Annotated in this window: 11 protein-coding genes and 1 tRNA gene; 9 read left to right on the top strand and 3 right to left on the bottom strand. The window is 72.0% G+C overall.

The window, feature by feature from the left end:
* Positions 1-27: 27 nt before the first annotated feature.
* Both cobF and AB0D74_RS02290 read right to left on the bottom strand, forming a co-directional pair.
* Positions 28-810, bottom strand: coding sequence for a precorrin-6A synthase (deacetylating) (gene cobF, locus AB0D74_RS02295; RefSeq protein ID WP_362579442.1), 783 nt, complete (start codon positions 808-810; stop codon positions 28-30).
* 45 nt (positions 811-855) lie between these two features.
* Entirely contained in the window at positions 856-1365 is a 510-nt protein-coding gene (locus AB0D74_RS02290; protein ID WP_362579439.1) for a DUF309 domain-containing protein, read from the bottom strand.
* A gap of 107 nt (positions 1366-1472) precedes the next feature.
* Between AB0D74_RS02290 and AB0D74_RS02285 the strand changes: the two genes are divergently transcribed.
* Positions 1473-1546 (top strand) — tRNA-Pro (locus AB0D74_RS02285).
* Between the two features lie 191 nt (positions 1547-1737).
* On the opposite strand, the gene AB0D74_RS02280 is transcribed toward AB0D74_RS02285, so the two are convergent.
* A complete protein-coding gene (locus tag AB0D74_RS02280) occupies positions 1738-2385 on the bottom strand; it encodes a TetR/AcrR family transcriptional regulator (protein ID WP_362579436.1) in 648 nt (215 codons plus the stop codon).
* Positions 2386-2525: 140 nt separating this feature from the next.
* Here AB0D74_RS02280 and AB0D74_RS02275 point away from each other — a divergent pair, with 140 nt between their 5' ends.
* From AB0D74_RS02275 to AB0D74_RS02240, 8 genes are all read left to right on the top strand, one after another.
* Positions 2526-3464: an MBL fold metallo-hydrolase gene (locus AB0D74_RS02275; protein WP_362579433.1), complete on the top strand. Its 939-nt coding sequence runs from the start codon at positions 2526-2528 to the stop codon at positions 3462-3464.
* Between the two features lie 75 nt (positions 3465-3539).
* Positions 3540-5138, top strand: coding sequence for an MFS transporter (locus AB0D74_RS02270; RefSeq protein ID WP_362579430.1), 1599 nt, complete (start codon positions 3540-3542; stop codon positions 5136-5138).
* Positions 5135-6079: a fumarylacetoacetate hydrolase family protein gene (locus AB0D74_RS02265; RefSeq protein WP_362579427.1), complete on the top strand. Its 945-nt coding sequence runs from the start codon at positions 5135-5137 to the stop codon at positions 6077-6079. The genes AB0D74_RS02270 and AB0D74_RS02265 overlap by 4 nt, the downstream gene beginning before the upstream one ends.
* 275 nt (positions 6080-6354) lie before the next feature.
* Complete coding sequence (locus AB0D74_RS02260; RefSeq protein ID WP_362579424.1) at positions 6355-7302, top strand: ATP-binding cassette domain-containing protein; 948 nt, start codon at positions 6355-6357, stop codon at positions 7300-7302.
* A complete protein-coding gene (locus AB0D74_RS02255) occupies positions 7299-8138 on the top strand; it encodes an ABC transporter permease (protein WP_362579421.1) in 840 nt (279 codons plus the stop codon). The genes AB0D74_RS02260 and AB0D74_RS02255 overlap by 4 nt, the downstream gene beginning before the upstream one ends.
* A 28-nt stretch (positions 8139-8166) precedes the next feature.
* Positions 8167-9474 (top strand): sensor histidine kinase, encoded by a 1308-nt coding sequence (locus tag AB0D74_RS02250; protein WP_362580150.1) that lies wholly within the window; start codon positions 8167-8169, stop codon positions 9472-9474.
* On the top strand, positions 9471-10139 hold the full coding sequence (locus AB0D74_RS02245) for a response regulator transcription factor (protein WP_362579418.1): 669 nt from the start codon (positions 9471-9473) through the stop codon (positions 10137-10139). The genes AB0D74_RS02250 and AB0D74_RS02245 overlap by 4 nt, the downstream gene beginning before the upstream one ends.
* Positions 10140-10339: 200 nt before the next feature.
* Positions 10340-12835: a transglycosylase domain-containing protein gene (locus tag AB0D74_RS02240; protein WP_362579415.1), complete on the top strand. Its 2496-nt coding sequence runs from the start codon at positions 10340-10342 to the stop codon at positions 12833-12835.
* Positions 12836-12838: the final 3 nt, after the last annotated feature.

The following is a 12838-nucleotide window of genomic DNA, read 5'->3' as shown; positions in this document are numbered from 1 at the left end:
ACGAAGCCGACGCCACCCGGGTGCCGCTCAACCCTCCTTCGGGAGCTCCGGGTGGCGGCGCAGCAGGTAGGTGTCCATGATCCAGCCCTTGCGCTCGCGTGCCTCGGCCCGCAGCCGCTCGATGCGCGGACCGGCCTCGGCGATCGGACCGGAGACCAGGATCTCGTCCGGGGTGCCCAGGTAGGCGCCCCAGTAGATGTCGATGTCCTCGTCCGCGTACCGGCGGAAGGCCTGGTGCGCGTCGAGCATCACCACCACGTCGTCCACCCCGTCCGGCAGCCCCTCGGCGAGCCGCCGCCCGGTGGTGATCTGCACCGGCCGGGCCACTCGGTTCAGCCCCGTACGGTGCCGCGCCGCCAGCGCCGAGACACTGCTGATCCCGGGCACCACGTCGTACGAGAACCGCACCGCACCCCGGGCCAGCACCTCCTCCAGGATCGCCAACGTGCTGTCGTACAACGACGGATCGCCCCACACCAGGAAGGCGCCGGTCTGGTCCTCGCCCAGCTCCTCGCGGATCAGCCGCTCGTAGATGTCCGCTCGGGCACTGCGCCAGTCACCGACGGCCGGTGAGTACGCCCCGCCGCCGGCGGCCCGGTCGCGCTCCGGGTCCCGCGCCTCGACGAGCCGGTAGCCGCCGTCCGGTAGGTGCGTGTCGAGCATGTCCCGGCGCAGTCCGGTCAGATCGCTCTTGACCTCGCCCTTGTCGAGCAGGAAGAACACGTCGGTGCTCCGCAGCGCCCGGACCGCCTGGAGGGTGAGCTGGTCGGGGTCGCCCGCACCGATACCGATGACATGAATCTCTCGCACCCCTCCGAGTCTGCCGCATGCCACTGACAGCGGGTCACCCCGGTGCTACCGCGAGCCGCGCAGCCGGGGTGCCTCGCCCTTCGCGTCGACGCTCCCGGCGCCGCCCTCCACCCGCCCGGCCAGCTCCCGCGCCCACCGCGCGAGTCCGCCGACATCGATCCCGTGAGGCCGTAGCCCCCCGCCCCCGTCCGCCCACTCCTCCACCGCGCCCGCGCCGCGCCGCAGCAACCGCGCCCCGCCGGTCACGTTCCCCCGGGCCGCGTGCGTGAGCCCGACGGCCAGCTGGGCCAGGCCCCGCCACAGCGTGCGCTCCGCCTCCGGCCCCGACTTCCAGGCGTCCTCGAACACCTCGTGCGCGTGGAACGGTTTCCCGGCGTCCAGCAGCGCCTGCGCCTCGGCGACCGTCTCCTGCGGAGTCCGCACGACCCCCTCGGGCTGCCGCTCGACGCCCGTCTCGCCGTACGGCAGCGGTCGCCCCAGCCCGTCCCGCGGCCGTGCGCTGCGCGCCCGCCCCTCGGCGTCCCGGTCCCGTGCCCCTGTCCCCGCGTCTTCCATACGACCGATTGTCCCTCCCCACCGCACCCGCCCTCTTTCTGCCCGCCCGGGAACGTGGGGTAAGGTGCTGTTCGCGCGATCACGCGGGTCACCGCGGGGAAACGCACCGGGACGTGGCGCAGCTTGGTAGCGCACTTGACTGGGGGTCAAGGGGTCGCAGGTTCAAATCCTGTCGTCCCGACTGGAGACAGTCGCAGGTCAGGGCCGGTTTCGGAGGCATCCGAAACCGGCCCTTGATCGTTCCTGGGGACCGGTGCCCCTGACCGGGTCCGGCGGGTGTCGGGGAGCCGTGTCAAGCGGGCCCGTGTGTTCCCGCACCGCGGGCGGGCTTTCGACCAGGGGCAGCGCCCGACATGTGCTGCCCAACCGCTGTCAGGGCGCGCTGGAGTCCCCGCAGTTGGCCAGGAGCCCGCGCAGGATGATGTCGAGTGCGCCGCGGAGACGCTGGTGGAGGTCGAAGGGGGCCGGTTCCGCACGGATCCAGCGCAGGACCGTCGAGAAGTAGCAGGCGGCCAGGAGCGCTCCGGCCTGGTCGCTGTCGACGCCCGTCCTGATCTCCCCCCGGCGGCGCCCCTCTTCGACGATCCTGGTGAGCTCCACCTCCAGGGACGGGTCCTGGAGCAGACGGCCGTAGCGCGCCGAGGCGTCCATCAGGACGGTGGTCTCCGCGCGGGATGCGGTGTTGAGGTCGGCCATCTCCTTCAGGTAGCGGTGCAGGCGGTCGTCGACCGGCAGGTTCTCCGCGTGCTCCGCGCCGAGGATCTCGGCGACCCGGGCGCGGCGGCGGACGCCCCATTCCTCCAGGAAGCCGACCTTCTGCGCATAGTGGTTGAAGACGGTGGCACGGGCCACGTCGGCGGCCTCGGCGATCTGGTCCATGGTGGTCGCTTCGAACCCGTGGGTGACGAAGAGGCCGACAGCCGTGTCGTACAGCTGGTCGTACAGCTTGCGGCGCTTGCGCTCCTGACGTCCGACCGCCGCACCGGCCTCGTCGCCGGCTGCCGCAGACCTGATGTTCATGGGCCTCAGTAGAGCACAGGTCCGCATGGCTCTTGACCTCTCCCCGGTATCTCTCTAGATTCCTCGCCACTGATGGACTCCAGTCCAAAAATGTACTGGAGTCTCGCGACGCTGGCTGTGAAACGCGACAAGGAGATGCCATGGCTTCCGTGACCCCCCGCACGGGCCGGATCGCGCTCGGCGGCGGCTGCCACGCCTGGACGGCGGACGCCGGAGGCTGGGGCATGAGCAACGCGGGGCTGATCACCGGCCGGGGCGCTTCACTGCTCGTCGACACCCTCTACGACCTGCGGCTGACCAGGCTCATGCTGGACGCGCTGGCACCGGTCACGGCCACCGCGCCGATCACCACCGTGGTCAACACGCACGGCAACGGCGACCACTGGTTCGGCAACCAGCTCGTGGCCCACGCCGAGATCGTCGCGGCCCGTGGGTCGGTGGCGGACATGCGACAGGTGGGCCCGGCCGAGATGCGGGCGCTGACCGGGATGGACAATGCCGCGGGACACTTCGCCCGCCGCGCCTTCGGCCGCTTCGACTACTCCGGTATCGAACCGGTGCTGCCGAGCCGGGTCTTCGACGGCGAGGCGGTCCTGGACGTCGGCGGTACGGAGGTCCGCCTCGTCGACGTCGGCCCCGCGCACAGCGCCGGGGACACGATCGTCCACGTGCCGCGGGCCGGGGTCGTCTACACCGGTGACATCGTCTTCGCCCGCGCCACGCCGATCGTCTGGCACGGCCCCTTCGCCCGCTGGCTCGCCGCGTGCGACCTCCTGCTCGCTCTCGACGCCGACACGATCGTGCCGGGCCATGGACCGGTCACCACCAAACAGGCCGTCCGCGAGATCCGCGAGTACCTCGTACACGTCCACGAGCAGGCCACCGCCCGCTTCGCCGCCGGGATGCCCGTCATGGACGCCGCGCGCGACATCCGGCTCGGCCGCTTCGCGGAGCTGGCCGAGAGCGAACGCCTGGCCGTCAACGTCCACACCGTCTACCGGGAGCTCGACCCGGAACTGCCCCCGCTCGACGGCCCCGGACTGTTCGGCTGCATGGCCGAGCTGTGCACCGGTTCCTGACGGTCACGCAGTTCTTCCCCGTCCCCCGTCCCCCGTCCCCGGTATGTGTTTCCGCCGATCTTCAAAGGAGAAGTCATGGTCGCCACACCTGCCTACGACCCACCGACCGACTCGTCCGGCATCGCCCTCGCCACTCCGCAACGGCACACAGGCGCCATCCTGGCGGGCTGCCTGGCCGTCTGCCTCGCGCAGATCGGCCTGGTGCTGCCCGCCGCGATCAACGGCGTCATACAGCGTTCCCTCCAGGCCTCCGGCTCCGAACTGACCTGGATCAGCGACGCCTTCCTGGTGCCGGCCGCGGTGCTCGCCCTGACCTTCGGTGTCGTGGGCGACCTGTACGGCCGTAAGAAGCTGGTGGTGGGCGCGTCGCTGCTGGCCGCGATCGGCTACCTGGTCTCCGCCACCGCCGGCTCCGCGGCCCAGCTGATCACCGGGCAGGCGATCTCCGGCATCGGAGCCGCCGCCCTCTTCCCCGCCTCCCTGACGATGATCACCGCCGTCACCACCACACCGGCCGAGCGGGCCAAGGGGCTGGCCTCCTGGACCACGGCTCTGTCCCTGGGCGCCCTCATCGCCCCGCTCCTGTCCGGCGGCATCGTCGAACACGCCTCCTTCCAGTGGGCCTTCGGCGTCACCGGCGTGATCGCCGTCGTCACCGCGGGCGCCGCCTGGCTGCTGGCGGCCGAGTCCACCGCTCCGGAGGGCCGCTCGCTGGACTGGCCCGGTCAGATCACCATCGCCCTGGCCATGCTCTCCCTGCTGTACGGCATCGTCCAGGGCCCTTCCGACGGCTGGGGCTCGGCGCCGATCGTGCTGTCCTTCGCCGGCTTCGTCGTCTTCCTCGCCGCGTTCGTCGTGGTGGAGAACCGCAGCGCCGCTCCGATGCTCCGGCTGGAACTCTTCCGCATCCGGGCCTTCGCCGCCTCGGCCGCGATGGCGGTGATCGGCATGTTCGGCTTCCTCGGCGGCGCCTACGACCTGAGCATCCGCCTGGGGGTCATCCAGCACCAGAGCCCCTTCCAGGCCGCGGTCCCCTTCGTGGTCATCCAGGGCATCACCCCGTTCATCTGGCCGCTGCTCGTCCGCCTGCTGCACCGCGTCGGCCCCGGCCCCATGCTCGTCACCGGCTTCGTCTCGCTGGCCACCGCCCAGCTGTGGCTGCGGGCCGTGCCGGTCCACGAGACCGGCCTGCTCCCCCTGCTGGGCCCGTTGGTCCTCAACGGCGTGGGCTTCGGCCTGGTCGTCGCCGCCATCACCGCCGCCGCCGTCAATGTCGTACCGCCGGGCCTGACCGGCATGGCCGGCGCCACCACCAGCCTGGTCCGCGACCTCGGCCAGACCCTCGGCCCGGCCGTCGTCGGAGCCGTCGCCCTCGGCATGGCCGCGAGCCGGCTCACCGGCGGCCTCGCCGACGCGGGACTCACCCCCAAGGAGCACGGCATCGCCGACGCCGTCCTGGACGCGGGCGGCCCCCTGGCCCTGCACACCGCCGACCTCGGCCCGCTCAGCGCCAAGCTCAGGCCGTTCACCTCGGACGCCCTGGCCCACGGCTACAACAACGCCCTGCTGCTCACCGCCGCCGCGTGCGCGGTCGCCGCCCTGATCGCCGCCGTCTTCGTCGGCTTCCGGTCCGGTGGCACCGGGCCGGTCGAGAGCAAGGAGAGCGTGGCGTGAAGTTCGCGAGCGTCGTCCACGACGGGAAACGGAAGTCCGGCGTCGCCGCCGACGGCCGGTTCCACCCCTTCGATCACCCCGTCGGCCTGCTCGATCTCATGCTGGAAGGGGAGGAGTCGCTGCGCGAGGCGGGAGAACGTGCGCTGGCCGGCTCCCTGCCCGTGACGCTGGCCGACGTCCGGCTGCTGCCGCCGCTCGAACCGACCACCGTCCGTGACTACATGACCTTCGAGAGCCATGTCGCGGGCGTCGCGCAGGGATACGGCGACACGGTTCCCGAGGAGTGGTACGCCGCGCCCGCGTTCTACTTCACCAACCCGTACGCGATGATCGGTGCCCACGACGACGTCCCCGTACCGCCAGGTTCCCTGCGCTTCGACTTCGAACTCGAAGTGGCCGCCGTCATCGGCAAGGCCGGCCGGGACCTCACCCCCGAGCAGGCACGCGAACACATCATCGGTTACACGATCCTCAACGACTGGTCCGCCCGCGACCTGCAAGGCCGCGAGATGAAGGTCAAACTCGGGCCCGCCAAGGGCAAGGACACCGCCACCACGCTCGGCCCCTGGCTGGTCACCGCCGACGAACTCGAACCCCACCGCGACGCCGAGGGCTTCCTCGACCTCGCTCTGACCGTGTACGTCAACAGCGAGCTGGTGGGGCAGGACCGGCTGTCCAACATGGCGTGGACGTTCGAGGAGATGGCGGCCTACGCCTCCCGCGGCACCTGGATCCGGCCGGGTGACGTCCTGGGCTCGGGCACCTGCGGCAACGGAGGCTGCCTCGCCGAACTCTGGGGCCGCAACCATGTTTTCGAACCGCCGCCGCTGGTCGTCGGCGACACCGTCACCATGACGGTCGAAGGCATCGGCGCCGTCAGCAACACCGTCACCGAGGGCGTCCCACCGATTTCCCTGCCCAGCGCCCGGCGCAGGGGGTGAACGCCGGGCGCCCGGTCCGGCAGGGCTCGGCAGGGCGGCCCGTTCAGGCTTCGCCCCCTGAGCGGCGCCGCCGTCACGGGCCAGGTCCTCGGACGGGCCCGGCTGGAGGGGACCCGGTCTTCCCGAAGGTGTAGCGGCACGTAGTACCGCGGTACCACCCGGCGGGCGTGGATCAGTCCGCGGTACCACCGAATCGGGGCGTTTCGCCTCCTAGCGTTTCCTGTGAGGCGTCAGGGGCGACCGACGGGCGCCGGTTCTCACAGGAAGAGACGCGCATGATCGACGCACAGCAGCTGACCAAGAGGTACGGCGAGAAGACGGCCGTCGACGGGCTGGACTTCGCCGTGAAGCCCGGCACGGTGACCGGCTTTCTGGGGCCCAACGGCGCGGGGAAGTCCACGACCATGCGCATGATCGTCGGCCTCGACGCCCCGAGCAGCGGGTCGGTGACGGTCAACGGGCAGCAGTACGCCCGCCACCAGGCACCGCTGCAGGAGGTGGGGGCGCTGCTGGAGGCGAAGTCGATCCACCCGGGCCGTTCGGCCTACAACCACCTGCTGGCGCTCGCGCTGACCCACGGCATTCCGCGCCGCCGGGTCGACGAGGTGATCGAACTGGCCGGCCTCGGCAGCGTGGCGAGGAAGCGGGCCGGTGCGTTCTCCCTCGGCATGGGGCAGCGGCTCGGCATCGCGGCGGCGCTGCTGGGCGACCCGCAGACGGTGATGCTGGACGAGCCGGTCAACGGGCTCGACCCGGAGGGCGTGCTCTGGATCCGCAACCTGCTGAAGGCCCTCGCCGAGGAGGGCCGGACCGTGTTCGTGTCCTCGCACCTGATGAGCGAGATGGCCCTGGTCGCGGACCACCTGATCATCGTCGGGCGCGGGCGGCTGCTGGCCGACACCACCGTGGCGGACCTCGTCCGGGAGGCGGGCGGCGACACGGTGCACGTGGCCACGCAGGACCCGGCCCGGCTGCGCGAGGTACTGGCCGCTCCGGGCGTGGAGATCACGGGCCGGGCCGGCTCCGAGGAGCTCCAGGTGACCGGGGTCGGTGCCCGGGAGATCGGCCTGAAGGCGGCCGAGCAAGGGATCGCGCTGTTCGAACTGACCGCGCGGACGGTGTCGTTGGAGGAGGCGTTCATGAACCTGACCAGGGATGCCGTGGAGTACCACGGCACGACGGCCGGCATCGAGACCCGCGTGACCGAGGGGAGCGCGGCATGAGCACCCTCACCGCGCCCGTCGAGGCGCCCCGGCAAGCCCCGGCCCGCCCCGCCTACCGGGTGACCGGCCGGCGCGTGCTCGCCTCGGAGTGGGCCAAGCTGTGGTCGCTGCGCTCGACCTGGATCACCCTGGGCCTCGGCCTGGTCTTCCTCGTCGCCTTCGGGCTCATCGCCGCGAACCACTACAAGTCCGGCGTCGGCTCCCCGCACCGGGACCCGGACTTCGCCACGTCGACGGCCGTGAGCCTGTCCCTCTTCGGCACCAACTTCGCCCAGCTCGCCCTCGGCGTGCTCGGCGTGCTGGTCACGGCGGGCGAGTACTCCACCGGAATGATCCGCTCCACGCTCACCGCCGTACCGCGCCGGCTGCCCGTGCTGTGGTCCAAGGCCGCGGTGTTCGGGCTGGTCGCGCTGGTGGTGGCAACGGTGGGTGCGTTCGTCGCTTTCCTGTTCGGCAGCCGGATCGTGTCGGGCACGGCCGCGGCCATGGGCCTCTCGCACGCCGGCGTCGTACGGAGCCTGCTGGGCGCCGGGCTCTACCTCGGCCTGGTCGGCGTCATCGGCACGGCGCTGGGCGCGCTGCTGCGGTCGGTGGCCGGCGGGATCTCGGTCCTGGTCGCCTCCCTCATGCTGGTCCCGGGCCTGATCTCCCTGCTGCCCAGCTCCTGGCAGGACAACATCAGCCCCTACCTGCCGAGCAATGCGGGCGAGTCGATGTTCGCCCTGACCCACGACTCGACCACGCTCTCGCCGGGCGCCGGGCTGCTGGTCTTCCTCGGCTGGACGGCGCTGGCGCTGGCGGGCGCCGCGTACCGGCTGGTGCGCAGCGACGTCTGACGGCCTGCACCATGGGCAGGTGACCACCTTGACGACGACCACCTCCGCCGCGGACATCGGCGGAACCGGACCGCTGGCCGCCCGGCTCGCCCGGGCCGGCCAGCGGCTGCGGCACGCGGACCGCGCCCATCCGTGGGTGCTGGACACCGCGGTGGCGGCGCTGGTCTTCCTGATGTTCTGCCTGCCGGACCTGCTGCACCACGGCGGCGCGGGGTACCGGGACGACGACGGGGATGGCCGGCACAGGTTCCAGTTCGCCTTCACCGAGCTCCCCCTGGCGGCCGTCCTGGCCCTGCAGGCCGGGCTGGTGCTGCCGCTGCTGTGGCGGCGCCGCCGGCCCATGGCGGCCTTCGTCGCCGTCGCCGCGGTCTTCGTCCTGCAGTGGTCGCTGAACGCGGCGCTGCGCGCGGACGTCGCCCTGTTCGTCGCCCTGTACAGCCTGGCCCTGCACGGGCGGCTGCGTCGGCTGCCGTGGGCCTGCGCGGTCATGGCGGCGGGCATGGTGCTGGTCGCGGTGCGGGTCTCGCCGGCCGTGTCCGTCTGGGACGCCCTGTTCTTCCTGCTGAGCACCGCGACCGCGGCCCTGGCCGTCGGCCTGATGGTGCGGACCCGGCGGGCACAGCTCGCCGGGCTGCGGGAGCGGGCGGCGCGGCTGGAGACGGAACGCGACCAGCGCATCAGACTCGCGACCGCCACGGAACGCGCCCGGGTGGCCCGGGAGATGCACGACATCGTCGGCCACAACCTGTCCGTCATCATCACCCTCGCCGACGCGGGCGCGTACGCCACCGACAGGGCTCCCGAACGCGGCAAGGAGGCGCTCCAGCTCATCGGCGACACCGGCCGCACGGCCCTCGGCGAGCTGCGCCGGGTGCTCGGCGTGCTGCGCGAGGCGTCGGACGGCGCCAGGCAGGCGCCCGAGCTCAGCCCGCAGCCGGGCCTCGCGGACATCGAGTCGCTGTGCGACGGCGTCCGCACCGCGGGACTGGAGATCGTCTACCGGACCGTCGGCGAGGTGGACGCCCTGGACCGCGGAATGCAGCTGACGGTCTACCGCATCGTCCAGGAAGCCCTGACCAACACCCTGAAGCACGCCGGCGCCGGCACCCGGGTGAACCTGGCGGTCGTCGTCGGGGAGGACCGGCTCGTCGTCCGGATCCGCGACAACGGGCCGGCCGGACACCCCGGACCATGGAACGAGGAGGGACACGGACTGGTGGGCATGCGCGAACGGGCGGCACTGTACGGAGGGACCGTGAGCGCCGGACCGGCGGCCGACGGGGGATGGACCGTCGAGGCCGCCCTCGACCTGACACCGCGAGGAGGCACCCGGTGACCACGGTGCTCGTCGTCGACGACCAGCAGCTGCAGCGCTACGGCTTCCGGGTGCTGCTCGACTCCATGCCCGAGACGGAGGTGGTCGGCGAGGCCGCGAACGGCTCCGAGGCCGTCCGCAGGACCGCCGAGCTGCGTCCGGACGTCGTGCTGATGGACGTACGGATGCCCGGTATGGACGGCATCGAGGCGACCCGCCGGATCGCCGAGGCCGGGGGACGCTCCCGGGTCCTCGTGCTGACCACCTTCGACGTCGACGAGTACGTGCACGCCGCCCTGCGGGCCGGGGCCAGCGGCTTCCTGCTCAAGGACGCGCGCCCCGACGAACTCCTCGCCGGGATCCGCGCGGTCGCCGGGGGCGACGCGGTGATCGCGCCGGCCCTCACCCGCCGGATCCTGGACGAGTACGCCCGGCACGTGCCCGCCCGGAGGGGCGACCCGGGCGAGGATCCCCGGCTGGCCGCCCTCACCGAACGCGAGCGTGAGATCCTCGTCGCCATCGGCAAGGGGTGGACCAACGGCGAGATCGCCGCCCGGTTCGTCGTGGCCGAGTCCACGGTGAAGACGCACGTCGGCCGTGTCCTGGCCAAGATCGGCGCCCGGGACCGCGTCCAGGCCGTGATCTTCGCCTACGACCAGGGCATCGCCCGCCCCGGTGCGGGCTGACGCCCCGGTGCAGGCCGACGGACCTCCTCTTACCCTCCTCTCACCCTACATTTCGTAGGGTGTGATGTCCTCCTACGGGCTGTAGGAGGATCCGGCCCCGAGGTCGGCCCCGAGGTCGGCCCGGCGATGGGTGACGTGGCACCCTACGGGCGGTCTCGCGGTGACGGCGGGGCCGTGTCCTGGACCGAGGAGTGGAGAGAATGAGCGAACACCGGCGCCGATCGCCGGGGCGGACCGCGCCGGCGTCCAGCCCCGACGGTGTGACCGGCTCCGACGGTGTGCCGCGCGGCTCCGACGGCGTGCCGTACGGCGGCCGGGCCGCGGCACGCAGGGCCGCCCGGGCCGGGGGCGGGCCCGCCCGCCGTGCCGGGGGCACGCGGCGTACGGACGCCGGACGCTCCGGCCGGCGCCGCCTGATCGACTACCCGCGGGCGGGCAGGCGCGGCTTCCGGCGGTGGCTGCCCTCGTGGAAGCTGGTGTCCGGCACCTTCCTCCTGTTCACCGGCAGCCTGGTGGGCCTGTTCGGCTACGCCTACGCCACGACGACGATCCCCGGTGCGAACCCCAGTACGCAGGCGCAGAGCAACACCTACTACTGGTCGGACGGCTCGGTGATGGCCACCCAGGGGTCGACCAACCGGCAGAACGTCGATCTCGCGCAGGTCCCGAGACCGGTCCAGTGGGACTTCCTCGCCGCCGAGAACGCCACCTTCTACTCCGATCCGGGCGTCGACACGCAGGGCATGCTCCGCGCCGTCTACCACATGGCCACGGGCGGCGAGGTGCAGTCGGGGTCCACCATCACCCAGCAGTTCGTGAAGAACACCTACCTCACCCAGGACCAGTCGGTCACCCGCAAGCTCAGGGAGATCATGATCTCGCTGAAGATCGGCGGGCAGATGTCCAAGCAGGAGATACTCCAGGGCTACCTCAACACCTGCTACTACGGCCGGGACGCCTACGGGATCGAGGCCGCGGCCCGCACCTACTACCACGTGCACGCCTTCCAGCTGAACGTCAGCCAGGGTGCCTTCATCGCCGCCACGGTCAACGAGCCGAGCCTGCTGACGCACGCCGACACCGATCCGGCGGCCAGGGCCCAGGCCAAGGCGCGCTGGAAGTACGTGCTGGACCGGATGGTCAAGATCCACCAGATCACCGACGCCCAGGAGCAGCGCTACCTGGCGTCGGGGTTCCCCACGCCCAAGCCGTACACGTCGTCGGCGGGGATGTCCGGGCAGACCGGCTACCTGGTGCAGGCCGCGGCGAAGTACGTCGAAGCCCACACCTCCCTCACGGACCAGCAGCTGGGGCGCGGCGGCTACCAGATCCACACCACCTTCGACCGGAAGAAGGTGAACGCGCTGGCGGCGTCCGTCGCCGCGATGGAGCACCGGCACCTCGACCCGCAGCACCGCTCGGCCGACAAGGACGTCCAGGTCGGCGCGGCGTCGATCAGCCCGTCCACCGGCGCGATCGTGGCGCTGTACGGCGGGGCCGGCTGGAACAAGGGGCACTGGACGGACAACGCGGACGCGACCGGTGTGCCGGTCGGCTCCACCTTCAAGCCCATCGACCTGGCCGCAGCTCTCGACCACGGCGCCGTCCTCTCTCCCGGGCAGCCGGCCTCACCGATCACCCCGGCCTCGAAGTTCGACGGCGACGACGGCATCACCATCCGGAACCAGCAGGGCCAGGAGCTTCCGGACTCGAACGACCCCACGGGGCTCCTGCACCAGCGCAACGACGTGACCACGAAGTGGGGTTACATCACCCTGCGCAAGGCGATGGAGCAGTCGGTCAACACGCCCTACGTCCAGCTCGGCGAGTACGTCGGCTACGACGACGTGGAGGGCGAGGCCCTGAAGGCGGGGCTCCTGCGCACGAGCCTTCAGTACGACACTCCCGGCTTCTACATCGGCACGTCCACCCCGTCGGCGATCCGCATGGCGGACGCGTACGCCACCTTCGACGACGGCGGGATCCAGCACGAGCCGTACTCGGTCACCAAGGTCGTCGCCGACGGCCGGGAGCTGCCCGGGTTCGGCAGCCCGAAGGGCACCTCGGCCATGCCCGCGTCGACCGCCGACACCGTCACCGACGTCCTGCGGGACGTCGTGAAGTACGGCACCGGTACCAACGCCCAGGCCCTGGGCCGCCCGGTGGCCGGCAAGACCGGTACGACCGACGACTACAAGTCCGCCTGGTTCATCGGCTACACCCCGCAACTGACCACGGCCGTGAGCATGTTCAAGGAGGACCCGAAGAACGCCGGCCTGCAGTCCATGCAGGGCGTCGGCGGCTACGCCAAGGTCTTCGGCGCCGACATGCCCACCGAGGTGTGGACCCGCTACATGACCGCGGCCCTCCAGGGGCAACCCGTCCAGCAGTTCCCACCCGCGCCCGAGCTGGGTCAGGGCACGGACGAGAACGGCGCGCCCTCGCCCACTCCGACCCCCACCGCCTCCGCGGTCCAGAGCGCGCCCGCGGCCACCCCGACCGCACCGGCCACCACCCCGAACCACACCACCGCACCCTGCCACCGGCACCGGAGGCACTGCGCGAGCCCGAGCCCGACCGACACCACCGCCGGAACCACCGGCGGCGGGCTGCTCGGCGGCACGACCGGCGGCAGCACCTCCCCCTCACCGACAACCGGCACACCGGCCACGACCGGCACCCGCGGCGGCCCCTGAACC

The sequence above is a fragment of the Streptomyces sp. NPDC048278 genome (genome assembly GCF_040652195.1).
Classification (GTDB): Bacteria; Actinomycetota; Actinomycetes; order Streptomycetales; family Streptomycetaceae; genus Streptomyces.
Note: the sequence above shows the minus strand (reverse complement) of the source record. Positions and strands in the feature narration are given on the sequence as shown.